Raw genomic sequence first — 24,813 nt, forward strand, 5'->3', positions numbered from 1 at the left:
GGGGAAAATAGTTTTGTGAGTGTTGTCATATATTTTCTATGTAATATGACGGGGTGAACGTAAAATAGTTGGGCTTGCACGATTCAGTGAGTATATGCAGCCGGACAGCGTTCGCTTATCAGTCGCTACCCTCGACGAAATAAGACGATATCGCTCTCCGGCCCGGGGGTTATATACGCTCGATTTTTGCCGGCAGCCCCTGACGTACTGCCGCGCCAGAAACCCAGTCGAGCCAGGTGTTGGTAATGGTTCTTGTCGGATCGGCAAAGCCCAGATCGTTAAGATTTATGCCTGCCCTGATTTGTGGATCATACGGCATAGGCACGCCATCCAGAGAGTGCTGCGTTGCGCCCATCTCGCGGTGGCCATATCCGTGTTCGATGGCGATGACGCCTGGCATCACGCCATTTAACAAACTGATTTGCGCCACGACCTGACCGCCCGGCGTAATGATCCGTACCCGATCGCCATGTTGCAGTCCATAACGCTCGCCGTCTTGCGGATTCAGCGCCACCAGGTTTGCTGGCTTCACATGGTGTAAGCGCGGGATGACGGCTGTTGAGCTGGACATGGTATTTGATTTAAATGAAATCAGTTTCAGCGGCCATTGCCCAATGGGAAACTGGTCGTCAATCGCACGACCATCTGACAAACGCGCCGGATACCAGACCGGGCAACCGCTGAAGCGCTCCCCGGTGATGGCGTGACGGTGGGCGGCGACATCTGCATTCCAGATCTGTAAGGGTTTTTTCCACGCGTTACCTAACCGTTGCTCCGTATAGCCGCTATCCTCGGGCGCAAACCGGCCGCCACGCGAGTAGATAAACGCCACGCGACCGACCTCATCAGCTTTAAGCGTGTGCTGAATTGCTGGCAGAATGCGGCTGACGCCGGTAAGCGAAATATCTTCCTGATTTGCCAGCGCGACCGGCGTCTTGCCCATAAAGGCGATATTAGCGGCTACGCGCAGATAGAAGTCTTCCGCCCGGTTCAGTGGAAAAGTATTGCCCTGCGGATCGGTTATCGCCCGGTCGCCGAAGCCGGGCAGATGGAGCCGTTTTGCTACCGCAATACAAAATGCTTCCATTGAGACAGGTTGCCCGTCCACCGTTCGGCGAGTGGCGGGGGCGACAACCGGCCAGCGGGCGGTAGTGGCTTTACTGGCTACGCCGCCCCAGGGCGCCGTAAAGCCCCAGCTCTCAAAATTGTGCGTATCCGGCACAATGTAATCCGCCAGCGCCGTCGTTTCATTCATAAAGGCGTCAATCGCGATAAAGAGCGGCAGTCGGCGAGGGTCTTTTAGCTTTTCTTCCGCCACGGCGCGTAGACCGGGAACACCGTAAAACGGGTTGCTCATATTGGAAATCCAGGCTTTAAGCGGATAAGGATAGCCTTCGAGCGCGGAGGTCAACAGTTCGGTAAGCTGGCCTGCCACAAAGGGATACCACGGCGCTTTGGCTGGATAAGGGGATTGCCCGCCGGCAATTTTGTCGCGGTATTCTTCCGATGCTTCATAAGCGGTTTTGCTACGGGCAATACTTAACCCGGACGGTTTCACTTTTCCGGCAAAACTGTTCATGTTGTAGCGGGGGCCGTCGCTAACGCCGTTGAATTTGCCGCCGCCGACAAAGACGCCGCCGGACAAGCTGAGGTTGCCGATCAGCGCGTTAAGCATCATGACCGACCAGGCGTTATAAAACCCATTGCCGGCCATCATGCCGCCGTGACTGATGACCGCGGCTTTACGTCCGTGACTGGTAAAGGTTTCCGCCAGCGCGATAATTTGCGCTTCCGGTACGCCGCACTGTTCGCTGTATTGCGCCAACGAGAGCTTTTCTGCCGCCTCTTTCAGGCGTTGCAACCCGCTCTTCACCGTGACCCGTTGGCCGTCGGCGAGCGTAACGTACTGCGTCACGAAAAGCCGTGCCTGTCGGCAAGTGGACGCATCGACCAACTCGCCGTCGGTATTCAGCACGACAGGGGTCTCTTCGCCATCGGGCGTAAGATGGCGCAGCGTCAGGTGTTGTCCGGCAAGCGTCGGCAGTTCATCCGCAATGACCAGGTGCGTGGCGTTGGTCCAACTTTGCTCGCCGGCCTGCTGCATAGCCTGTACGCCGGGAATCGCCAGATAATCAGCATTATAACGTTCATTATCCATGATCCAGCGGATCATCCCCATTGCCAGCGCCGAATCGCTGCCGGGCATGACCGGTTGCCAGCGACCGCGAGGATCGGCGAGCACCGTTGATAAGGGGAGGGCGGGGGCAACCACGACGTATTGAAAATTCTCACGCAGTCGGGCGCTCGCCAACTGACGTGCCTGGCGTTTAAACGGATTGCCGGACTGTGCCGGGGAGGTGCCCATAAAGAGCGCAAACTCCACGTTTTCCCAGTCGGGTTTGACATGCGGGTTTTTATCCAGATCGCCCATCAATGCCCCGGAGCCGGCCCGGTAAGCCAGTCCACAGTAGGCGCCATGCGCGCCGAAATTCTTGCTGCCGAAGCTATTTAGCGCAAAACGACGCAGAAACGCATCGCGGCCTTCGTCGCTGGTATTCGTGACCAGTAACTGATTGGTTTTGGGCCCGAAACTGGGGTGCTTTGCGTCAATTGGCGTATCCGGCGCATGAATAGCGCGCAGTCCGTCCACATGACCTTCGCCAAACAGATCGCCGCCTTCCACGGCTTCTTCAATAAGTTGCTCAAAGCTGATGCGCTGCCATTTCCCTTCGCCGCGTTTACCCACGCGTTTCATCGGTTCAAGCAGTCGTAGCGGACTGTACAGGCTTTCCAGCAGCGTGGCGCCGCGCGCGCAGGCGGTTGAGCGGGCGTCAAGACCGCTTTCTCCCGCCAGTTGCTCCATGGCTTCGCTAAAAGGGACGGACGAGTCAATCGGGTGTTCCTGCGACAAGGGGTGATAGGGATTGCCGGCGATGCGTATCACTTTGCCATCGGCATTAACCCGGGCGCGGATACCGCACTGTGTCCAACAGCCGAAGCATTGCGTCATGGCGATGGTTTGTTGTGGATTTTGCTGCCAGTGCGTTTGCGCCTGCGCCTCCGGAATTAACGCATTGCCAAAGATGCGGTCGCGCGTTACCTTGCCGGATGTCCCGTTTAACAGGCCATCAATTGCGCGTTTCGCCACATCACGGTAGCTCAGACCAAAAGTGACCATCCCACCGACGGCGAGACCGACTTTTAGCCACTGACGACGGGTTAAATTAGCCATGTTGTAATCTCCTGGTGAGTCCGTTCAGCGTTTCACGAATAATAATCAGTAGCGCTATCCACAGGCCGAAGGTGCCGAGAATAGCCAGCCAGCCATCCGTTCCGCCTGGTAACGAGTAAGGGTTAAATTGCGCGTTGAACTTGGGGACGGTTTGTACCTGAATCAACAATGTCCAGCGCATCAGCCAACATAGCGCCAGCGCGCTGAGAACCAGCAGGACGCGTCTTAGCTGCGATAACGGATGACGTAGCGTCAGGCTACAGAACAGCAGCGTGAATACCCACAGCGCTAGCCAGCCGACAGCGTAATATTTGGCTGACAGGGCGACGGTAATCCACTGACGGATTGCCGTGCCGGAAAGCGTATCGCCGCTAACCCACATGGCCACAACCAGCCCCAGCGCCGCCAGCGTCCAGATTTGTCCCCACAATATTTTTGGCAGCCTTACCGAGTCGCGTCGGGCGGCGACAATCATCAGCGCGAAGAACGCCTGTAAGGCGCTAAGGAACATCGCCACGGGGAAGGCGTAGCTAAACCAGATTGGGCGCGCCAGCACAACGGAGACTTCGCGGCCGGTATAAATCAACAGGCCCACCGCGCAAAGCGCGCTGGCTAACGCCAACCATTTAGTGACGTTGTAACTTTTATTGAATAATCGTTTAATCTGCTGCGCCAGGAACCACAGAGCGAGAAATCCGGTAAACAGCGGCAGGAACAACGCTCCCCAGGGCATCCACGACCAGGGCGTCGGCCAGGCATAGAAATGCCAGACGCGGGCAGTCTGGTGCAGATCCGCCGTCAGCGCCAGCGGTGCGGTAATCGCACAGGTAATGGCAATCAGTAATGCCCGATTTTCTTCTGTTGCGGCGTCTTTTTTCCGCCAGTGAAGATAACAGGCAAACAGTGCGGCGCAGGCGGCAATGCCAATAAAAAAGAAATATTGTACCGCCCACGGCAGCCAACTAATGTCCTGCGGGTGAGCCAGCACTTCTTCAATGATGAGTGAATGCGTCATTCAGACCTCCTGCCAAAGCGCGGGCTGCGCACGGCCCATTAATGGGGTGACAAAGGCGTCGTCCAGACCCAGGTAGAAAACATGGGGCGACGTGCCGTTTTCCGGCTTTAATACCTTGATAGCGTCGCGATGCTGATGAAGCATGGTGGCGATGCGGCTATGGGGATCTTTGATATCGCCAATAATACGCGCGCCGCCGACGCAGGACTCTACGCAAGCGGGTAACAGCCCGGCTTCCAGACGATGGACGCAAAACGTGCATTTATCGGCAGTTTGCGTTTCATGATTGATAAATCGGGCGTCGTAAGGACACGCCTGGACACAATAGGCGCAGCCGACGCAGCGTTTGTTATCCACCACCACAATGCCATCTTCCCGCTGAAAGGTGGCTTGTACCGGGCAGACCGGCACACAGGGGGGGTTATCGCAATGGTTGCACAGACGCGGCAATAGCACATTCGTGACTTCCTGACTACCTTCACGCTGGACCTGGTATTGGTTCACCGTCGTACGAAACGCGCCCTGCGGCGTTTGGTTTTCAATAGTGCAACTTACGGTACAGGACTGACAGCCGATACAACGCCGCAGGTCGATAAGCATGGCGTAACGGTGTCGGGGAGAGCCTTCATGCCGCTCCGGCGAAAAAGGAAATTTCGCTTCAGCCAGCGGAACCAGCGAGGCGCCAGCGGTCAGGACGCCGAGCTGCTGGAGAAATTGCCGTTTACTGCTGTCCATATTGACTCCCGTCCACATTGCCAACAATGAAACATTTGTCACGATGTTGGTTCATGTGTAATGAATAAAAAATGTTGATGATTTACAGTGTAAAAATCGAGACGGGGTGTGCTCTATTGTGGTTAACCACATACCCGGCTTGTTGTTGATCTAAAACAACATAATTGACAGGGATATTGGGGTGAGAGGTAAAACCGTAAGGCGCCTGGCGGTGTTGGCGGCAGTAGGGCTACTTTGTCATGGCGCGTGGGCAGGGACGTGGAATATCGGTATTTTGGCCATGCGCGGCGAGGCGTCTACGCGTAGCCACTGGCAACCGTTGGCAAAGACATTAAGCCAACAGCTTCCAGGCGAAACCTTTCATATCCAGCCGCTGGATCTGCATCAAATGCAGGAAGCCGTTAACCAGGGAACCGTGCAGTTTGTGATAACCAACCCGGCGCAATTTGTCCAACTGAACAGCCATGCGCCGCTGCGCTGGTTAGCTTCCCTGCGTTCCACGCGCGATGGGAAAGCGGTGAGTAATGTTATTGGCAGCGTGATTTTGACCCGGCGCGATAGCGGCATCACCACGGCGCATGATCTCATCGGTAAGACAGTCGGCGCGATTGATGCTCAGGCGTTTGGCGGCTATTTATTAGGCTATAAAGCGCTCAGCGACGCGGGCTTACGCCCGGAGCGCGATTTTCATCTTCGTTTTACCGGATTTCCTGGCGATGCCTTAGTCTATATGCTGCGCGAAAAAGCGGTGCAGGCGGCAATTGTGCCAGTGTGCCTGTTAGAAAATATGGATCAGGAAGGATTGATTAATAAAAAGGACTTTATCGCGCTGCTTTCCCGACCGACGCCACTGCCTTGCTTAACCAGTACGCCGTTATATCCTGACTGGTCGTTCGCGGCGCTACCTGCGGTAAGCGATGCGCTGGCGGATCGCGTAACGCGAGCGCTATTCAACGCGCCCGCCGCCGCGTCATTTCACTGGGGCGCGCCAGCGTCGACCAGTCAGGTGGAAGCTTTGCTGCGTGATGTTCGTCAGCACCCTCAGCAGCGCCGACTGTGGCTGGATGTCAAAAGTTGGTTAATCCAGCACCAGCTAATGGTCGGTGGCGTGATTCTGGCGTTCCTGTTGCTCACGCTCAATTATATTTGGGTCATGCTGCTGGTGCGTCGACGCGGAAAACAACTGGAACGTAATAATGTAGTCCTTCATCAGCATGAGCGGGCGCTGGAAACCGCCCGGCAAATGAGCGTGTTGGGTGAAATGACCTCCGGGTTTGCCCATGAGCTTAATCAGCCGCTTTCCGCGATTCGACATTATGCCCAGGGGGGCCTGATTCGACTGCGCGCTGCAGATGAACAGCATCCCTTGCTGCCGGCGCTGGAGCAGATTGACCAGCAGGCGCAACGCGGTGCGGATACTCTGCGTAACCTGCGTCACTGGGTCAGCCAGGCGCAGGGCAACCCGGTGCTAACCGAAGCGTGGAAGGCCATAGCCATTCGCGAGGCGATTGATCATGTCTGGCAATTGTTGCGTATGGCGCAACAGTTTCCGACAGTGACTCTGCATACCGAGGTTAGCGCTGCGCTGCGCGTAACGCTGCCGTCAGTGCTGCTGGAACAGGTGCTGGCGAATATCATTCTTAATGCGGCTCAGGCGGGCGCCACCCATTTATGGGTCGTTGCTGAACGCACTGAACACGGCATCAGTATCGCTTTACAGGATAACGCCGGGGGAATCGATGAGGCGCTATTACGTCAGGCGTTTCAGCCGTTTATGACCACCCGCAAAGAGGGGATGGGCTTAGGGCTGGCGATTTGCCAGCGGCTGGTGCGGTATGGGCGGGGCGATATCAGTATCAGGAACCAGACCGCGCCGGACGGTCTGTCGGGAACGGTGGTCACGATACATTTCTTACATGAAAATGGGGGCAGGGATGGCGACAATTCATCTACTGGATGATGATACGGCGGTCACTAACGCGTGCGCGTTTTTACTGGAAAGTCTGGGATATGACGTAAAATGCTGGACGCAGGGGGCGGATTTTTTGGCGCAGGCCAGTCTGTATCAGGCCGGGGTCGTATTACTGGATATGCGAATGCCGGTACTGGATGGGCAGGGCGTTCATGATGCGTTGCGCCAGTGCGGAAGTACCCTGGCGGTTGTTTTTCTTACCGGGCATGGCGATGTACCGATGGCCGTGGAGCAGATGAAACGCGGCGCCGTCGATTTTCTGCAAAAACCGGTATCGGTAAAACCGCTACAGGCGGCGCTGGAGCGTGCGCTGACGGTTTCATCGGCAGCGGTGGCGCGTCGTGAGATTATACTGTGTTACCAGCAGTTGACGCCGAAAGAGCGTGAGCTGGCCAGCCTGGTGGCAAAAGGATTTATGAACCGTGAAATTGCGGAAGCGATGAATATCGCGGTGCGTACCGTAGAGGTGCACCGCGCCAGAGTCATGGAAAAAATGCAGGCCGGTAGCCTGGCGGAACTGATTAGGCGTTTCGAAAAAATGGCCTCGCCAGAGACCAGAATACGAACAACGTATGAGCCATGAATAATAAACCGCGTTATTTCTTTGATTTTTATCAAATTTTGTTTAATTGAGAAGACTGTTATATTCTGTTGGTTTGAGCTGGCGACGAGTAAAGCGTATGACAAAACCGACAAAAGATGACGAACTGTACCGCGAGATGTGCCGGGTGGTGGGCAAGGTCGTGCTGGAAATGCGCGATCTGGGGCAGGAGCCTAAATATATTGTTATTGCGGGCGTGTTAAGAACCGCGCTGGCGAATCAACGCATCCAACGTAGCGCGTTAGAAAAACAGGCTATGGAAACCGTGATTAACGCTCTGGCGCGGTCATAGCCGGTATCATGGTGGGAACGGCCTGTTGGCAATGACGAAATGCTAGTGGGCATCGCCTTTGAATCGTCGCGATTGTCACCATGGCGGGCTGGTTGCCCGCCGTTAGCGATGCGCAGGGTTATCAGGTGATGGCTAAGCGCAGCCCTAACGTATCAGGGTACGGCTCAAAATAATTCTGGCTGCGTAGATAGTCATCTGGATGTTCCGCCAGATAGTGCTTCAGCAGCGTTAACGGTGCCAGGATAGGTAGTTGGCCCGCCCGGTAGCCGAGAATCACCTCGCGTAATTCCGCGCGTTGCCTGCTGTTCAACGCGCGGTGAAAATAGCCCTGGATATGCATCAGCACATTGGTGTGATTTTTACGTGAAGCGGGGTGGCGCAGGATAGCCATCAGTTTTTCTCTGTATCGGACAAAGAAGGCATCCAGATCGCCCCACTCATGCAGACGCGCGACGAAAGGGCCAATTTCGCGGTAGCCGGCCTGGTGGTGGGCGAGAAGCTGAAGTTTGTATCGGCTATGAAACGCGAGCAAACTGTGACGACTCAAGCCCTGCGCGCGTAGCGCATTTAATTCATGTAGCGCGAAGATACGTGCGATGAAATTCTCGCGTAGTACCGGATCGTGCAGGCGACCATCTTCCTCTATCGGCAGCCAGGGATATTTGTCCATCATCGCGGCGGTAAACAGCCCCGTGCCAGCTTTGCGGCCCCTGTTACCCTTTTCATCATACAGGCGAACGCGCTCCATTCCGCAACTGGGCGATTTTGCACACACAATAAACCCCGCCAGTTCGCCTATTGTTGGCAGAAACCGATCGGCAAAGGCATTCATTCGCTCGGTGACGTCATCGTGCGGGGCATGGCTATAGCGCATCCGAATGTCGCCACAGGTCGTCTGGATAAGACGCAGCGCAGGGCGAGGCACGGGCAGGCCGATCGCCACCTCCGGGCAGATCGGTTTGTAGTCCACCCACGGCGCCAGAGAGTTCATGACAAAATCCATACGCTTATGTCCGCCATCAAAGCGTACCGTGGCGCCAGTCAGACATCCGCTAATGCCGACTACGGGTTTGTTATTCATGATTCCCCCTTATTGAAAGTACGACGACTGACGCCAATGGCGCAAAATGTTATCTCACGCTTATTTAAAACTTACACAACTTTGTTTTTTTGTCTAAGTTTTCGCGGAGATTTTTTTTGCGTAGTTAAATATCAATAAGATAGAATGAAGGGAAGAAATCTATTTCAGCGCTTATAGCGTGATAACCTCCAGCGAAGCGACCACGTTGCGCCACTGGGCAAGCTGTTTTTTCTGCCCGGCAGTGAGCTTTCCGGTGGTCACCAGGAACCATTTTCTCTGGGCGAACAGCTCGGGCGCCAGCGCGGCTGGTGGAGAGGGAAGCACATTGAGCCGCAGCTCTTGTCCGGTACGAGTCAACGCTTCCAGCCAGATTTCACAGTGATCCGAGAGATGCCATCCGCTAATAAAGGCATTGTTGCCAGGCGCTTTTCTGTCGCCTTCAAGGCAAAAAGAGGTGTAAGCAATAATGATGCCATCCAGTATTTCGCGCAGCGTCATCACGGCGGGAAGGTGCGCGGACACTTTGCTGCGCAACGGACGCAATAAATGGGTCACCAGTTCTGCGCGAGGATATTCCCGGCCACAGTCATAAATCAACAGCCGCAGCGCGTCAATTCGCCCTTCGTGGAGATGTTGGAGCATCGTCTCCTGGATCGTTATCCAGTTATCGCCCAGGCGAATGACCGGACGCGACAGTAAGGGTTTGACCTGGCTTATCGGTACGCCTTTTCTCACCCAGTCGAGGATGCTAAGCGCTTGTCGAATATCGTCATCGCTGTATAAGCGATGCCCGCCATCAGTACGCTGCGGTTTCAATAAACCATAGCGTCGCTGCCATGCCCTTAGCGTGGCGGCATTGATACCGCATAGTCTGGCAAATTCGCCTATAGAATACGACATGGTAAAGCCCGTTAAATAAGGGGATTCTACTATATCATGATCAAATGAAGACTAAGGTAGTGATAAATGGTGCGGCATACCAGGGCATCCGTATGGATTTTGTCGATGATGAGCAATACTGCGTGGCGTAAGGCTCATCAAAATATGACCAATGCTTAATACCATCGGACGCCCCTGGTTAATACTCTATTAACCTCATTCTTCGGGCACAGTTAAGTAACTCTGTCACTTTATGAACCTGTAGCTTTCTCATCATATTCATCCGGTGTGTTTCGACGGTTTTTATACTGATATGTAGCTTTTCGCTGATCCCATGATTGGTATACCCCTCGTCAATAAGTTTAAGAACCTGACGCTCGCGCAAAGTAAGCAGTTGATGATTGGTCGTGTCAGCGTTTAATTCAGCCAGGATAGCTTCCCGATTCAACGTTGGGTCAATGTAACGCTTGTTTACTGCTACTGTTTGCAATGCCGCTAACAGAACTTGCTGACTACTGCTTTTTAAAACATAGCCATTAGCACCTGCGGCTAAAGTTTTAATGGTCATATACTCTTGTTGGTATGCTGTGTAAACCAGAATATTCATTGCTGGCCAACGCTGATGTAATTGAGGAATGATATCCAGGCCATTGATGCCAGGTAAGCTAAGATCAAGGATAAGTATGTCAGGCTCGTATGCGCAACAGGCATTATAAACCTCAAGACCATTTTTAACATGCTCTACAATTTTAAAATGAGGCCAGGGTAATAAGGCATTCATAATGCCGTTAATGATGATTTCATGATCGTCTACTAATAAGATCTTATATTCTTTCATTTTGCTGCCCTCGCGAAAATTAAGATAATATTAAGTAATGGTGTAGTTTTTGAAGATCATACGTATTTTCTGGCGTAAGTCGGTTAGTTCCTCCAGCGCGATGATTTTCCCCATTTTTACGCGATTCTCAATGTCTATGACATAGCATACCAATTCAGTCTGCCCTATTTGACCTAAACAGCCTTTTAATGTGTGAATTAACTGATCGATTTTTTGTCCAGCCGATACAGCATTTTCAATATCAGCCAGCAAGAGGTCCAGTGATTGGAAAATCTTGCTATTAATGACCATATCATCTGTCGCCAGTAACGCTGAGCAGCGACTCGGATCCTGCTCCTGTAGCTCTATATTTCGCAAAAGTTGATATTCTGCGGCAATACTGATATAGCGAGCTAAGGTAGCCAATGTCACTGGTTTGGTAATGTAATGATGAATCCCATTTTTTTTACAACGATGAATATCTTCTGTCGCTACGCTAGCGGATAGCGCCACAAACATGCAGTCAGGATCTAAATTATTCGGCTCATCGTGCCATAATTGTACACATTCAATACCATCTATTTCTGGCATTCTAATGTCAATCAGTACTAAATCGAATCGCTGCTGTTGTGATAAAGTCAGAGCCTCGTTACTACTGGCGGCAACAGTGACGTGTTGTCCCAGGCTGACAAGCATTTTGCCGATGATATCCCGATTAATATCGGCATCATCAACCAAAAGAATCTGCAACTGCCAGGGGGGTAACAAATTATTTATTACTGGTATATTTGGTGTACACAATATTAACTGTTGCGCCAGGTCGTAGAGTTTTCCGGGGAAATACAAAAGCTCTGCGTTGAGAAGCGCATTTTGCTGGTGGGGTGGTTCGCCGCGTATTCCCCAGCAAGCCAGTTGGCGATGCAGGCAGAACGGCGCTGATAGTGTCCCTTTAATTGGTTGAGGCGGCTGGTATTCTTGTAAGGGTAATACTAGCGAGACACAGGTTCCAACCCCGGGGACACTTTTTAGTGTCAGATTACCGCCCATCATTTTAGCCAGGCTTGACGCAATAGTCAGTCCAATTCCTGTACCTTGCGAATTTGTGTCTGCTTGATAAAAAGCAGTAAAGATTTGAGACTGCTGCTGTATTTCAATCCCTTTACCGCTATCGCTAACCAGAAATATTAATTGTTCCTCATGACGCTTGACCGTCAGACGTATCCCTCCGGTTTCGGTAAATTTTACCGCATTCCCGAGTAAATTAACCAAAATTTGCCGTAAACGGATACTGTCGGTATGAAAATAGAGAGGGACATGTTGACCGACAAAAGTACGTAATGACAGTTTTTTGCTTTGCGCTGGCCCCTGGATGGTTTGCATTGCCTGGTCTAGTAACGGCAGTAACGCTGTTTCTTCCATATGTAATGTGAAATGACCAGACTCGATGCGTGAAAAATCCAGCAGATTATTAATAATAGCTAACAAAGACAGTGTACAATTTCTGGCGGTATCAGCTAATCCTTGCTGCTCTATGTTTAAAGGGGTGGTTTGTAATAATTCAATCGCACCGAGTACGCCATTCATCGGAGTACGTAACTCATGACTTATTACCGTAAGATGAATGCTTTTACGTTTGTTAGCTCGCTCAGCGCGTTTTTTTGCTTCATTTAGCGCCTGGGTGCGCTCTGCGACTTTGTTTTCCAGATTGTCGTATTGGACTTGTAGAGTATCAAGCAGTTGGTTAAAAGCACCGGCAATACTATCTAATTCATCCAGTCGTTGTGCTGGTAAACGTGTGCTCAGCGGTGCAGTTGCGGTTTTATTAATGACATCGACAAAACGCCATAACGGTTTGGCCAGTGAGCGATGTAGTAACCAGCAAAAAGCCGACGTCATCAACACCAATGCTGTTAATGTAAAGGGGATTTGTTGAAGGATAATTTTTAAGATGCGATTATGTAGATTACCGTATGGGTACAGCGTAACCAGACTCCATCCGGGGCCATGCAAGGTTGTGCGTAATATCAGAAATCCGGGAATTTGCTGCCATCCATCATGCAGCGTTACATTTTCTAACTGTGTACGTATTTTTTGCGGGATGTATGAAAACGGCAATAAGTGGTTGTTTTGATCCAGCCATACTCGAATACTATCATCTAATGGCAGGTGGCTCTTAGTAATGAGATCGGGAAGTTTAACCGTCACCCCAAAAAATACGCCTTGCTGATCGGCAACCGCAACGGAAGCGTGCCATCCTTTGCCGTTTATGTATTCTGGTTCACTCCAGTAAAACCCGGCATGGGTTGGGTATAAAGGAAAGCTTTTTCGCGTTAAAGGCTGTAGAGTTGAATAATCTGAAGGGTTATCAGTAGATAATAACGAAATCTCATTTTTATGATTAAGAATAAAACTATCGCGACGAAAGCTATTTTCATCGATATCAGAGGACTGCAGAAAGAGACGGTGCTTCTCTCCGTTTAGCGTCGGCGTGCAATTTGAAGGACCGACAGATAGATGCCGGCTCACCTCAGGGAAAATATCGTTATGATGAATCTCAGTCGCTAATGAGCATTGATACATTAAATTTTTAGCGTCACGTTCAGCTTCTTCAAACCGTTGATTGCTTAGTACAATATTCATCTCGGATAGAACGGATAAATCCTCTATTATATGCTGCCGTTTCTGAACCATTGATATATAAGCTGCGGTAAGCACAGATAGCAGCCAAATAATTATTGTTGTTAATAAAAATAAAAAAGTTAGCCTGATTACTAAAGATGTTTGCAGCGTATTCTTGAGATTGAGCAAATTCATAATGCTTCCCTCCAGTTGCCTGTTGCAAAATCTTTGGCACTTGATCACTATCGCAGTACATATAGTTTCATCAGAAGATTAATCGATGGTGTTATCATTAGGAAGATAAATTTCTTCATATATAACCCAGTCGATGACTACAATTACTTTTTAATAAGATGGCGATGTAAAAACATCGTAACAGTTTATTTAATAAATAATTTTTCAAATTGTAAGTTTTTATGTCAGTGCTGAAAATGTAATTGTGAATTTATCGGAAAATCCGAATGATAGAGTCGCCTGTGACAAGGTATATGTAGACAGCATCCTGATATTGTACAAGAAAAGTATAGTCGAAATAAATGTGAATCAGGCTTTTTACGGATGTGGTTGTGAGCGAATTTGATAGAAACTCCCATTTATGTCTGAGGAGGGATTCATGCTGGCAGTTTTAAAAGGCATTGCATTAATTCAGGATATCAAGGCCGAAGGTAATAGCCGATCCTGGATAATGACTATTGATGGGCATCCTGCCAGAGGAGAAATTTTCTCAGAAGCATTTTCTATTTCTTTGTTCTTAAATGACCTGGAAAGCTTACCTAAGCCTTGTCTTGCCTATGTGACACTACTGCTTGCAGCACACCCGGACGTCCATGATTATGCTATACAGCTCACAGCGGATGGGGGATGGTTAAACGGTTATTATACCACAAGTAGTAGCTCTGAGCTTATTGCTATTGAGATAGAAAAACACCTGGCTTTAACTTGCATTTTAAAAAATGTAATACGCAATCACCATAAACTTTATTCGGGTGGGGTATAAAATGGTAGTAAATAAACGTTTAATCTTAATTTTACTATTTATACTCAATACAGCAAAGAGTGATGAGTTATCATGGAAAGGTAATGACTTCACCCTTTATGCCAGACAAATGCCATTAGCAGAGGTTTTACATCTGCTCTCAGAGAACTATGATACGGCTATTACTATTAGCCCATTGATAACAGCTACATTTAGTGGAAAAATTCCGCCTGGACCACCGGTCGATATTTTGAATAACCTGGCAGCACAATATGATTTGCTTACCTGGTTTGATGGCAGCATGTTATATGTATATCCTGCATCGTTATTAAAACATCAGGTTATCACTTTCAATATTTTATCTACTGGACGGTTCATTCATTACTTACGCAGCCAGAATATCCTTTCATCACCGGGATGCGAGGTTAAAGAAATTACCGGTACCAAAGCTGTGGAGGTGAGCGGTGTTCCCAGCTGCCTGACTCGTATTAGTCAATTAGCTTCAGTGCTGGATAATGCGTTAATCAAACGAAAAGACAGTGCGGTGAGTGTAAGTATATACACGCTTAAGTATGCCACTGCGATGGATACCCAATACCAATATCGCGATCAGTCCGTCGTGGTTCCAGGGGTCGTGAGTGTATTGCGTGAGATGAGTAAAACCAGCGTACCGGCGTCATCGATGAACAATGGTTCACCCGCTACACAGGCATTGCCCATGTTTGCTGCCGACCCACGCCAGAATGCAGTGATCGTTCGTGATTATGCGGCCAATATGGCCGGGTATCGGAAACTTATCACAGAATTAGATCAACGCCAGCAGATGATAGAGATTTCGGTGAAAATTATCGATGTTAATGCTGGAGATATTAACCAGTTAGGCATCGACTGGGGAACGGCAGTGTCGCTGGGTGGCAAGAAAATTGCGTTCAATACAGGTTTGAATGACGGTGGTGCTAGCGGTTTTTCAACGGTAATCAGCGATACCTCAAACTTTATGGTGCGTTTGAATGCCCTAGAAAAAAGCTCTCAGGCTTATGTACTTTCCCAGCCATCTGTGGTGACTTTAAATAATATCCAGGCTGTGCTGGATAAAAATATTACTTTCTATACCAAACTGCAGGGAGAAAAAGTGGCTAAACTTGAATCCATCACTACGGGTTCTTTGTTGCGCGTTACACCTCGCTTGTTAAATGATAATGGCACGCAAAAAATAATGCTTAATCTTAATATTCAGGATGGACAACAAAGTGATACGCAAAGCGAAACAGACCCGCTGCCCGAAGTGCAAAATTCTGAAATTGCTTCGCAGGCCACATTATTGGCCGGGCAAAGTCTATTGCTGGGAGGATTTAAACAAGGTAAACAAATCCACTCGCAAAATAAAATTCCTTTATTGGGCGATATTCCTGTCGTAGGCCATTTGTTTCGCAATGATACGACTCAAGTACATAGTGTAATCAGGCTTTTTTTGATTAAAGCCTCAGTAGTAAATAATGGCATATCTCATGGTTAATCCAAAGAGTTCCTGGAAAATACGTTTTTTAGGTCACGTTTTACAAGGCCGGGAAGTATGGCTGAATGAAGGTAACCTGTCACTGGGGGAGAAAGGATGCGATATTTGTATTCCGCTTACTATAAATGAAAAAATTATTCTGAGAGAACAGGCAGATAATTTATTTGTTGATGCCGGGAAAGCCAGAGTTAGAGTTAATGGCCGCAGATTTAATCCAAATAAGCCGCTACCATCCAGTGGGGTTTTGCAGGTTGCGGGAGTGGCTATCGCGTTTGGTAAACAGGATTGTGAACTTGCTGATTATCAAATACCCGTTTCCAGATCAGGGTACTGGTGGTTGGCTGGCGTATTCTTGATTTTCATCGGTGGAATGGGTGTCCTGTTAAGTATTAGTGGTCAGCCTGAAACGGTAAATGACTTACCTTTGCGGGTTAAGTTTTTATTAGACAAAAGCAATATTCATTATGTGCGGGCGCAATGGAAAGAAGATGGCAGCCTGCAGTTGTCCGGTTATTGCTCGTCAAGCGAACAGATGCAAAAGGTGAGAGCGACTCTCGAATCATGGGGGGTCATGTATCGGGATGGTGTAATCTGTGATGACTTATTGGTACGAGAAGTGCAGGATGTTTTGATAAAAATGGGTTACCCGCATGCTGAAGTATCCAGCGAAGGGCCGGGGAGCGTGTTAATTCATGATGATATACAAATGGATCAGCAATGGCGTAAGGTTCAACCATTACTTGCAGATATTCCCGGGTTATTGCACTGGCAGATTAGTCACTCTCATCAGTCTCAGGGAGATGATATTATTTCTGCGATAATAGAGAACGGTTTAGTGGGGCTTGTCAATGTTACGCCAATGCGGCGCTCTTTTGTTATCAGTGGTGTACTGGATGAATCTCATCAACGCATTTTGCAAGAAACGTTAGCAGCATTAAAGAAAAAGGATCCCGCTCTTTCTTTAATTTATCAGGATATTGCGCCTTCCCATGATGAAAGCAAGTATCTGCCTGCGCCAGTGGCTGGCTTTGTACAGAGTCGCCATGGTAATTACTTATTACTGACGAATAAAGAGCGTTTACGTGTAGGGGCATTGTTACCCAATGGGGGAGAAATTGTCCATCTGAGTGCCGATGTGGTAACGATTAAACATTATGATACTTTGATTAACTATCCATTAGATTTTAAGTGAGTGGAAAATGACAACTTTGACCCGGTTAGAAGATTTGCTGCTTCATTCGCGTGAAGAGGCCAAAGGCATAATTTTACAATTAAGGGCTGCCCGGAAACAGTTAGAAGAGAACAACGGCAAGTTACAGGATCCGCAGCAATATCAGCAAAACACCTTATTGCTTGAAGCGATCGAGCAGGCCGAAAATATCATCAACATTATTTATTATCGTTACCATAACAGCGCACTTGTAGTGAGTGAGCAAGAGTAAAGTAAAAATATCTTAGAGCCTATCCCACCAGGCGTTAATTGGCGCAGCCAGTTTGGACACGGATAGCGCGCAAAAACCGGAGCGTACACGTAGTACGTGAGGATTTTGAGCACTGCCCAGGTTCAAAATGGCAAGTAAAATAGCCCTAATGGGATAGGCTCTTAGTTAGCACGTTAATTATCTATCGTGTATATGGAGGGGAATGATGATAAAGAAAAAGGCTGCGTTTAGTGAATATCGTGATTTAGAGCAAAGTTACATGCAGCTAAATCACTGTCTTAAAAAATTTCACCAAATCCGGGCTAAGGTGAGTCAACAGCTTGCTGAAAGGGCAGAGAGCCCCAAAAAGAGCAGAGAGACAGAGAGTATTCTTCATAACCTATTTCCACAAGGCGTTGCCGGGGTTAACCAGGAGGCCGAGAAGGATTTAAAGAAAATAGTAAGTTTGTTTAAACAACTTGAAGTACGACTGAAACAACTTAATGCTCAAGCCCCGGTGGAGATACCGTCAGGAAAAACAAAAAGGTAAAGCATAATGTCTTCAGGAAACATCTTATGGGGAAGTCAAAACCCTATTGTGTTTAAAAATAGCTTCGGCGTCAGCAACGCTGATACCGGGAGCCAGGATGACTTATCCCAGCAAAATCCGTTTGCCGAAGGGTATGGTGTTTTGCTTATTCTCCTTATGGTTATTCAGGCTATCGCAAATAATAAATTTATTGAAGTCCAGAAGAACGCTGAACGTGCCAGAAATACCCAGGAAAAGTCAAATGAGATGGATGAGGTGATTGCTAAAGCAGCCAAAGGGGATGCTAAAACCAAAGAGGAGGTGCCTGAGGATGTAATTAAATACATGCGTGATAATGGTATTCTCATCGATGGTATGACCATTGATGATTATATGGCTAAATATGGCGATCATGGGAAGCTGGATAAAGGTGGCCTACAGGCGATCAAAGCGGCTTTGGATAATGACGCCAACCGGAATACCGATCTTATGAGTCAGGGGCAGATAACAATTCAAAAAATGTCTCAGGAGCTTAACGCTGTCCTTACCCAACTGACAGGGCTTATCAGTAAGTGGGGGGAAATTTCCAGTATGATAGCGCAGAAAACGTACTCATGAAAAAAGACCCGACCCTACAACAGGCACATGACACGATGCGGTTTTTCCGGCGTGGCGGCTCGCTGCGTATGTTGTTGGATGACGATGTTACACAGCCGCTTAATACTCTGTATCGCTATGCCATGCAGCTTATGGAGGTAAAAGAGTTCGCCGGCGCAGCGCGACTTTTTCAATTGTTGACGATATATGATGCCTGGTCATTTGACTACTGGTTTAGGTTAGGGGAATGCTGCCAGGCTCAAAAACATTGGGGGGAAGCGATATACGCTTATGGACGCGCGGCACAAATTAAGATTGATGCGCCGCAGGCGCCATGGGCCGCAGCGGAATGCTATCTCGCGTGTGATAACGTCTGTTATGCAATCAAAGCGTTAAAGGCCGTGGTGCGTATTTGCGGCGAGGTCAGTGAACATCAAATTCTCCGACAGCGTGCAGAAAAGATGTTACAGCAACTTTCTGACAGGAGCTAAAAATGAATCGAATTCACAGTAATAGCGACAGCGCCGCAGGAGTAACCGCCTTAACACATCATCACTTAAGCAATGTCAGTTGCGTTTCCTCGGGTTCGCTGGGAAAGCGCCAGCATCGTGTGAATTCTACTTTTGGCGATGGCAACGCCGCGTGCCTGTTATCAGGGAAAATTAGTCTTCAGGAGGCAAGCAATGCGTTGAAGCAACTGCTTGATGCCGTACCCGGAAATCATAAGCGTCCATCATTGCCTGACTTTTTGCAGACCAATCCCGCGGTTTTATCAATGTTGATGACGACATTAATACTCAGCGTTTTTGGTAATAACGCTCAATCGTTATGCCAACAGCTTGAGCGGGCAACTGAGGTGCAAAATGCATTACGTGATAAGCAGGTAAAGGAGTATCAGGAGCAGATCCAGAAAGCGATAGAGCAGGAGGATAAAGCGCGTAAAGCGGGCATTTTTGGCGCTATTTTTGACTGGATTACCGGCATATTTGAAACTGTGATTGGCGCCTTAAAAGTTGTGGAGGGTTTTCTGTCCGGTAATCCCGCAGAAATGGCTAGCGGCGTAGCTTATATAGCCGCAGGTTGTGCAGGAATGGTTAAAGCCGGAGCCGAAACGGCAATGATGTGCGGTGCTGACCACGATACCTGTCAGGCAATTATTGACGTGACAAGTAAGATTCAATTTGGTTGTGAAGCCGTCGCGCTGGCACTGGATGTTTTCCAGATTGGCCGTGCTTTTATGGCGACGAGAGGTTTATCTGGCGCAGCTGCAAAAGTGCTTGACTCCGGTTTTGGCGAGGAAGTGGTTGAGCGTATGGTAGGTGCAGGGGAAGCAGAAATAGAGGAGTTGGCTGAAAAGTTTGGCGAAGAAGTGAGCGAAAGTTTTTCCAAACAATTTGAGCCGCTTGAACGTGAAATGGCTATGGCGAATGAGATGGCAGAGGAGGCTGCCGAGTTTTCTCGTAACGTAGAAAATAATATGACGCGAAGCGCGGGAAAAAGCTTTACGAAAGAGGGGGTGAAAGCCATGGCAAAAGAAGCGGCAAAAGAAGCCCTGGAAAAATGTGTGCAAGAAGGTGGAAAGTTCCTGTTAAAAAAATTCCGTAATAAAGTTCTCTTCAATATGTTCAAAAAAATCCTGTATGCCTTACTGAGGGATTGTTCATTTAAAGGCTTACAGGCTATCAGATGTGCAACCGAGGGCGCCAGTCAGATGAATACTGGCATGGTTAACACAGAAAAAGCGAAGATCGAAAAGAAAATAGAGCAATTAATAACTCAGCAACGGTTTCTGGATTTCATAATGCAACAAACAGAAAACCAGAAAAAGATAGAACAAAAACGCTTAGAGGAGCTTTATAAGGGGAGCGGTGCCGCGCTTAGAGATGTATTAGATACCATTGATCACTATAGTAGCGTTCAGGCGAGAATAGCTGGCTATCGCGCTTAATCTGAGGATAAAAATATGGAAGCGAGTAACGTAGCACTGGTATTACCAGCGCCTTCCTTGTTAACACCTTCTTCCACTCCATCTCCCTCCGGGGAGGGAATGGGTACTGAATCAATGCTTCTGTTATTTGATGATATCTGGATGAAGCTAATGGAGCTTGCCAAAAAGCTGCGCGATATCATGCGCAGCTATAACGTAGAAAAACAACGGCTGGCCTGGGAACTGCAAGTCAATGTTTTACAGACGCAAATGAAAACAATTGATGAAGCGTTTAGAGCATCAATGATTACTGCGGGTGGCGCAATGTTGTCGGGTGTACTGACGATAGGATTAGGGGCCGTAGGCGGGGAAACCGGTCTTATAGCGGGTCAAGCCGTAGGCCACACAGCTGGGGGCGTCATGGGCCTGGGGGCTGGTGTAGCGCAACGTCAAAGTGATCAAGATAAAGCGATTGCCGACCTGCAACAAAATGGGGCCCAATCTTATAATAAATCCCTGACGGAAATTATGGAGAAAGCAACTGAAATTATGCAGCAAATCATCGGCGTGGGGTCGTCACTGGTCACGGTTCTTGCTGAAATACTCCGGGCATTAACGAGGTAAACATGGTGCAAGAAATAGAGCAATGGTTGCGTCGGCATCAGGTGTTTACTGAGCCTGCATATTTAGGGGAGACCGCCATATTACTTGGGCAGCAGTTTATATTATCGCCTTACCTGGTGATCTATCGTATTGAGGCAAAAGAAATGATTATTTGTGAGTTCAGGCGCCTGACGCCCGGGCAACCTCGACCACAGCAATTGTTTCACTTACTGGGACTTTTACGCGGGATATTTGTGCATCACCCGCAGTTAACATGTTTAAAGATGTTGATAATCACCGACGTTCTGGATGAAAAAAAAGCCATGCTACGCAGGAAATTATTGCGCATCCTGACAGTAATGGGAGCGACCTTTACACAGCTTGATGGCGATAACTGGACAGTTTTATCCGCCGAGCATCTTATCCAGCGACGTTTTTAAATGACCTTCCTGACGTAAATCATTATCACGTGAAAATAACAATCAATAGGTATGATGATGAAAGAAGATCAGAAAAATAAAATACCCGAAGACATTCTGAAACAGCTATTATCCGTTGATCCGGAAACCGTTTATGCCAGTGGTTACGCCTCATGGCAGGAGGGGGATTATTCGCGCGCCGTAATCGATTTTAGTTGGCTGGTGATGGCCCAGCCATGGAGTTGGCGTGCCCATATTGCATTGGCTGGCACCTGGATGATGCTTAAAGAATACACGACGGCCATTAATTTCTATGGACATGCCTTGATGCTGGATGCCAGCCATCCAGAACCGGTTTACCAAACGGGCGTCTGTCTCAAAATGATGGGGGAACCCGGGTTGGCGAGAGAGGCTTTTCAAACCGCAATCAAGATGAGTTATGCGGATGCCTCATGGAGTGAGATTCGCCAGAATGCGCAAATAATGGTTGATACTCTTATTGCTTAAATAACAGAACGAAATATGAAAATTCATATTCCGTCAGCGGCAAGTAATATAGTCGATGGTAATAGTCCTCCTTCCGATATACAAGCGAAGGAGGTATCGTTTCCTCCCCCTGAAATTCCAGCGCCTGGTACCCCCGCAGCCCCTGTGCTGCTTACGCCTGAACAAATAAGGCAGCAGAGGGATTATGCTATACATTTTATGCAATACACTATTCGTGCGCTGGGTGCGACAGTCGTGTTTGGGTTATCGGTTGCTGCAGCGGTAATTTCTGGCGGGGCAGGATTACCCATTGCTATTCTTGCGGGGGCGGCGCTCGTGATTGCTATTGGGGATGCTTGCTGTGCGTATCATAATTATCAATCGATATGTCAGCAAAAGGAGCCATTACAAACCGCCAGTGATAGCGTTGCTCTTGTGGTCAGTGCGCTGGCCTTAAAATGTGGGGCAAGTCTTAACTGCGCTAACACCCTTGCTAATTGTCTTTCTTTATTAATACGTTCAGGAATCGCTATTTCTATGTTGGTTTTACCCCTACAGTTTCCACTGCCCGCGGCTGAAAATATTGCGGCCTCTTTGGACATGGGGAGTGTAATTACCTCCGTTAGCCTGACGGCGATAGGTGCGGTACTGGATTATTGCCTTGCCCGCCCCTCTGGCGACGATCAGGAAAATTCTGTTGATGAACTTTATGCCGATCCCAGTGCGTTATTGGCGGAACAAATGGCAGCGCTCTGTCAATCTGCTACTGCACCTGCATTAATGGACAGTTCTGGTCATACATCTCGGGGAGAACCATGAAACCTGTTAGCCCAAATGCTCAGGTAGGAGGGCAACGTCCTGTTAACGCGCCTGAGGAATCACCTCCATGTCCCTCATTGCCACATCCGGAAACCAATATGGAGAGTGGTAGAATAGGTCCTCAACAAGGAAAAGAGCGGTTATTGGCCGGACTTGCGAAACGAGTGATAGAGTGTTTTCCAAAAGAAATTTTTAGTTGGCAAACGGTTATTTTGGGCGGACAGATTTTATGCTGTTCCGCTGGAATAGCATTAACAGTGCTAAGTGGTGGAGGCGCGCCGCTCGTAGCCCTGGCAGGGATTGGCCTTGCTATTGCCATCGCGGATGTCGCCTGTCTTATCTACCATCATAAACATCATTTGCCTATGGCTCACGACAGTATAGGCAATGCCGTTTTTTATATTGCTAATTGTTTCGCCAATCAACGCAAAAGTATGGCGATTGCTAAAGCCGTCTCCCTGGGCGGTAGATTAGCCTTAACCGCGACGGTAATGACGCATTCATACTGGAGTGGTAGTTTGGGACTACAGCCTCATTTATTAGAGCGTCTTAATGATATTACCTATGGACTAATGAGTTTTACTCGCTTCGGTATGGATGGGATGGCAATGACCGGTATGCAGGTCAGCAGCCCATTATATCGTTTGCTGGCTCAGGTAACGCCAGAACAACGTGCGCCGGAGTAATCGTTTTCAGGTATATACCGGATGTTCATTGCTTTCTAAATTTTGCTATGTTGCCAGTATCCTTACGATGTATTTATTTTAAGGAAAAGCATTATGGATATTGCACAATTAGTGGATATGCTCTCCCACATGGCGCATCAGGCAGGCCAGGCCATTAATGACAAAATGAATGGTAATGATTTGCTCAACCCAGAATCGATGATTAAAGCGCAATTTGCCTTACAGCAGTATTCTACATTTATTAATTACGAAAGTTCACTGATCAAAATGATCAAGGATATGCTTAGTGGAATCATTGCTAAAATCTGAAGTTATTAGCGACGATGTTCGACGGTTGCTGCTGGAAATCATGTTTGCGGGCGTTAACCATAGCCTGATTTCCCAGGTACATGCGATGTTACCAGCGCTAACGGTTATTGTTCCGGATAAAAAATTACAGTTGGTATGTCTGGCATTATTGTTGGCGGGTTTAAATGAGCCGCTAAAAGCCGCGAAAATTTTATCGGATATAGATTTGCCAGAGGCTATGGCGCTGCGTCTGTTATTTCCTGCACCAAATGAGGGGTTTGAAAATTGAATATTTCTGATATGAGCGTAGTGCCTGTAAGCACTCAATCTTATGTAAAGTCCTCTGCAGAACCGAGCCAGGAGCAAATTAATTTTTTTGAACAATTGCTGAAAGATGAAGCATCCACCAGTAACGCCAGTGCTTTATTACCGCAGGTTATGTTGACCAGACAAATGGATTATATGCAGTTAACGGTAGGCGTCGATTATCTTGCCAGAATATCAGGCGCAGCATCGCAAGCGCTTAATAAGCTGGATAACATGGCATGAAGGTTCATCGTATAGTATTTCTTACTGTCCTTACGTTCTTTCTTACGGCATGTGATGTGGATCTTTATCGCTCATTGCCAGAGGATGAGGCGAATCAAATGCTGGCATTACTTATGCAGCATCATATTGATGCGGAAAAAAAACAGGAAGAGGACGGTGTTACCTTACGTGTCGAGCAGTCGCAGTTTATTAATGCGGTTGAGCTACTTAGACTTAACGGTTATCCGCATCGTCAGTTTACAACGGCGGATAAGATGTTTCCGGCTAATCAGTTAGTGGTATCACCCCAGGAAGAACAGCAGAAGATTAATTTTTTAAAAGAACAAAGAATTGAAGGAATGCTGAGTCAGATGGAGGGCGTGATTAATGCAAAAGTGACCATTGCGCTACCGACTTATGATGAGGGAAGTAACGCTTCTCCGAGCTCAGTTGCCGTATTTATAAAATATTCACCACAGGTCAATATGGAGGCCTTTCGGGTAAAAATTAAGGATTTAATAGAGATGTCAATCCCTGGGTTGCAATACAGTAAGATTAGTATCTTGATGCAGCCTGCTGAATTCAGAATGGTAGCTGACGTACCCGCGAGACAAACATTCTGGATTATGGACGTTATCAACGCCAATAAAGGGAAGGTGGTGAAGTGGTTGATGAAATACCCTTATCAGTTGATGTTATCGTTGACAGGACTGTTATTAGGAGTGGGCATCCTGATCGGCTATTTTTGCCTGAGACGCCGTTTTTGAGCCGACCT

27 protein-coding genes are annotated in these 24,813 nt (G+C 48.3%); 20 read left to right on the forward strand and 7 right to left on the reverse strand.

The features are described from left to right. Window positions 1–169: 169 nt before the first annotated feature. Genes ttrA through ttrB form a run of 3 tightly spaced genes read right to left on the reverse strand, consistent with a single transcriptional unit; the run spans window position 170 to window position 4,982 of the window. On the reverse strand, window positions 170–3,232 hold the full coding sequence (gene ttrA / locus J1G48_RS10395) for a tetrathionate reductase subunit TtrA (protein ID WP_000002347.1): 3,063 nt from the start codon (window positions 3,230–3,232) through the stop codon (window positions 170–172). Then, window positions 3,225–4,247, reverse strand: a complete 1,023-nt coding sequence (ttrC, locus tag J1G48_RS10400) for a tetrathionate reductase subunit TtrC (RefSeq protein WP_000149758.1) — start codon at window positions 4,245–4,247, stop codon at window positions 3,225–3,227. Before ttrC ends, ttrA begins: the two co-directional genes overlap by 8 nt. After that, the gene (gene ttrB, locus J1G48_RS10405; protein ID WP_001523928.1) at window positions 4,248–4,982 is read right to left on the reverse strand and encodes a tetrathionate reductase subunit TtrB; all 735 of its coding nucleotides are present in this window, start codon (window positions 4,980–4,982) and stop codon (window positions 4,248–4,250) included. It lies immediately after the preceding gene. Between the two features lie 181 nt (window positions 4,983–5,163). Between ttrB and ttrS the strand changes: the two genes are divergently transcribed. From ttrS to fumD, 3 genes are all read left to right on the forward strand, one after another. Beyond that, on the forward strand, window positions 5,164–6,942 hold the full coding sequence (gene ttrS, locus J1G48_RS10410) for a tetrathionate respiration histidine kinase TtrS (protein ID WP_001214411.1): 1,779 nt from the start codon (window positions 5,164–5,166) through the stop codon (window positions 6,940–6,942). Next, the gene (gene ttrR, locus J1G48_RS10415; RefSeq protein ID WP_000190927.1) at window positions 6,917–7,537 is read left to right on the forward strand and encodes a tetrathionate respiration response regulator TtrR; all 621 of its coding nucleotides are present in this window, start codon (window positions 6,917–6,919) and stop codon (window positions 7,535–7,537) included. Before ttrS ends, ttrR begins: the two co-directional genes overlap by 26 nt. A gap of 97 nt (window positions 7,538–7,634) precedes the next feature. Continuing rightward, the gene (gene fumD / locus J1G48_RS10420) at window positions 7,635–7,847 is read left to right on the forward strand and encodes a fumarate hydratase FumD (protein WP_000165779.1); all 213 of its coding nucleotides are present in this window, start codon (window positions 7,635–7,637) and stop codon (window positions 7,845–7,847) included. A gap of 121 nt (window positions 7,848–7,968) precedes the next feature. Here the strand turns inward: fumD and mlrB are convergent, their stop codons facing one another. From mlrB to J1G48_RS10440, 4 genes are all read right to left on the reverse strand, one after another. Continuing rightward, the gene (mlrB, locus tag J1G48_RS10425; protein WP_001060733.1) at window positions 7,969–8,928 is read right to left on the reverse strand and encodes a transcriptional regulator MlrB; all 960 of its coding nucleotides are present in this window, start codon (window positions 8,926–8,928) and stop codon (window positions 7,969–7,971) included. Between the two features lie 171 nt (window positions 8,929–9,099). Next, window positions 9,100–9,828, reverse strand: coding sequence for a MerR family transcriptional regulator (locus J1G48_RS10430; protein ID WP_000122311.1), 729 nt, complete (start codon window positions 9,826–9,828; stop codon window positions 9,100–9,102). 178 nt (window positions 9,829–10,006) lie between these two features. Further along, window positions 10,007–10,645 (reverse strand): two component system response regulator, encoded by a 639-nt coding sequence (locus tag J1G48_RS10435; protein WP_000666335.1) that lies wholly within the window; start codon window positions 10,643–10,645, stop codon window positions 10,007–10,009. A 30-nt stretch (window positions 10,646–10,675) separates the two neighbouring features. Beyond that, window positions 10,676–13,438 (reverse strand): two component system sensor kinase, encoded by a 2,763-nt coding sequence (locus tag J1G48_RS10440; RefSeq protein ID WP_001050774.1) that lies wholly within the window; start codon window positions 13,436–13,438, stop codon window positions 10,676–10,678. A gap of 400 nt (window positions 13,439–13,838) precedes the next feature. Between J1G48_RS10440 and spiC the strand changes: the two genes are divergently transcribed. The 17 genes from spiC to ssaJ all read left to right on the forward strand — a co-directional run bounded on the left by spiC (window position 13,839) and on the right by ssaJ (window position 24,805). Then, complete coding sequence (gene spiC / locus J1G48_RS10445; RefSeq protein WP_001676553.1) at window positions 13,839–14,240, forward strand: SPI-2 type III secretion system protein SpiC; 402 nt, start codon at window positions 13,839–13,841, stop codon at window positions 14,238–14,240. A gap of 1 nt (window position 14,241) precedes the next feature. Continuing rightward, a complete protein-coding gene (gene spiA, locus J1G48_RS10450) occupies window positions 14,242–15,735 on the forward strand; it encodes an SPI-2 type III secretion system protein SpiA (protein ID WP_000261277.1) in 1,494 nt (497 codons plus the stop codon). Continuing rightward, window positions 15,716–16,927 carry a SctD family type III secretion system inner membrane ring subunit SsaD gene (ssaD, locus tag J1G48_RS10455; RefSeq protein WP_000323791.1) on the forward strand — a complete coding sequence of 404 codons (1,212 nt, stop codon included), beginning with the start codon at window positions 15,716–15,718 and terminating at the stop codon, window positions 16,925–16,927. Before spiA ends, ssaD begins: the two co-directional genes overlap by 20 nt. Before the next feature lie 7 nt (window positions 16,928–16,934). Next, entirely contained in the window at window positions 16,935–17,177 is a 243-nt protein-coding gene (ssaE, locus tag J1G48_RS10460; RefSeq protein WP_000210202.1) for a YscE family type III secretion system co-chaperone SsaE, read from the forward strand. Window positions 17,178–17,379: 202 nt separating this feature from the next. After that, window positions 17,380–17,706, forward strand: coding sequence for an SPI-2 type III secretion system chaperone SseA (gene sseA / locus J1G48_RS10465; protein WP_000972855.1), 327 nt, complete (start codon window positions 17,380–17,382; stop codon window positions 17,704–17,706). Between the two features lie 6 nt (window positions 17,707–17,712). Next, window positions 17,713–18,303 carry an SPI-2 type III secretion system translocon protein SseB gene (sseB, locus tag J1G48_RS10470; RefSeq protein WP_000094422.1) on the forward strand — a complete coding sequence of 197 codons (591 nt, stop codon included), beginning with the start codon at window positions 17,713–17,715 and terminating at the stop codon, window positions 18,301–18,303. Further along, the gene (gene sscA / locus J1G48_RS10475) at window positions 18,300–18,773 is read left to right on the forward strand and encodes a SycD/LcrH family type III secretion system chaperone SscA (protein ID WP_000711025.1); all 474 of its coding nucleotides are present in this window, start codon (window positions 18,300–18,302) and stop codon (window positions 18,771–18,773) included. Before sseB ends, sscA begins: the two co-directional genes overlap by 4 nt. Before the next feature lie 2 nt (window positions 18,774–18,775). Next, on the forward strand, window positions 18,776–20,230 hold the full coding sequence (gene sseC, locus J1G48_RS10480) for an SPI-2 type III secretion system translocon protein SseC (protein ID WP_001079746.1): 1,455 nt from the start codon (window positions 18,776–18,778) through the stop codon (window positions 20,228–20,230). A gap of 15 nt (window positions 20,231–20,245) precedes the next feature. Beyond that, the gene (gene sseD, locus J1G48_RS10485; RefSeq protein WP_000388323.1) at window positions 20,246–20,833 is read left to right on the forward strand and encodes an SPI-2 type III secretion system translocon protein SseD; all 588 of its coding nucleotides are present in this window, start codon (window positions 20,246–20,248) and stop codon (window positions 20,831–20,833) included. Window positions 20,834–20,835: 2 nt separating this feature from the next. Next, on the forward strand, window positions 20,836–21,252 hold the full coding sequence (gene sseE, locus J1G48_RS10490) for an LcrR family type III secretion system chaperone SseE (protein ID WP_000249606.1): 417 nt from the start codon (window positions 20,836–20,838) through the stop codon (window positions 21,250–21,252). A gap of 51 nt (window positions 21,253–21,303) precedes the next feature. Continuing rightward, on the forward strand, window positions 21,304–21,738 hold the full coding sequence (gene sscB, locus J1G48_RS10495; RefSeq protein WP_000979963.1) for a SycD/LcrH family type III secretion system chaperone SscB: 435 nt from the start codon (window positions 21,304–21,306) through the stop codon (window positions 21,736–21,738). A 15-nt stretch (window positions 21,739–21,753) separates the two neighbouring features. Further along, on the forward strand, window positions 21,754–22,536 hold the full coding sequence (gene sseF / locus J1G48_RS10500; protein ID WP_000690719.1) for a type III secretion systems effector SseF: 783 nt from the start codon (window positions 21,754–21,756) through the stop codon (window positions 22,534–22,536). After that, complete coding sequence (gene sseG / locus J1G48_RS10505; protein ID WP_000805846.1) at window positions 22,533–23,222, forward strand: pathogenicity island 2 effector protein SseG; 690 nt, start codon at window positions 22,533–22,535, stop codon at window positions 23,220–23,222. The genes sseF and sseG overlap by 4 nt, the downstream gene beginning before the upstream one ends. A gap of 93 nt (window positions 23,223–23,315) precedes the next feature. Beyond that, window positions 23,316–23,531, forward strand: a complete 216-nt coding sequence (gene ssaG / locus J1G48_RS10510; protein ID WP_000350226.1) for a type III secretion system needle filament protein SsaG — start codon at window positions 23,316–23,318, stop codon at window positions 23,529–23,531. Further along, window positions 23,509–23,799, forward strand: coding sequence for an EscG/YscG/SsaH family type III secretion system needle protein co-chaperone (locus J1G48_RS10515; RefSeq protein ID WP_000444713.1), 291 nt, complete (start codon window positions 23,509–23,511; stop codon window positions 23,797–23,799). The genes ssaG and J1G48_RS10515 overlap by 23 nt, the downstream gene beginning before the upstream one ends. Before the next feature lie 11 nt (window positions 23,800–23,810). Beyond that, complete coding sequence (gene ssaI, locus J1G48_RS10520) at window positions 23,811–24,059, forward strand: SctI family type III secretion system inner rod subunit SsaI (protein ID WP_001574409.1); 249 nt, start codon at window positions 23,811–23,813, stop codon at window positions 24,057–24,059. After that, a complete protein-coding gene (gene ssaJ / locus J1G48_RS10525) occupies window positions 24,056–24,805 on the forward strand; it encodes an SPI-2 type III secretion system apparatus lipoprotein SsaJ (RefSeq protein WP_000862876.1) in 750 nt (249 codons plus the stop codon). Before ssaI ends, ssaJ begins: the two co-directional genes overlap by 4 nt. The last annotated feature ends 8 nt before the right edge of the window (window positions 24,806–24,813 follow it).

Origin of the sequence: Salmonella sp. SAL-020 (assembly GCF_017372215.1) — a bacterium.
Taxonomy (GTDB): domain Bacteria; phylum Pseudomonadota; class Gammaproteobacteria; order Enterobacterales; family Enterobacteriaceae; genus Salmonella; species Salmonella enterica.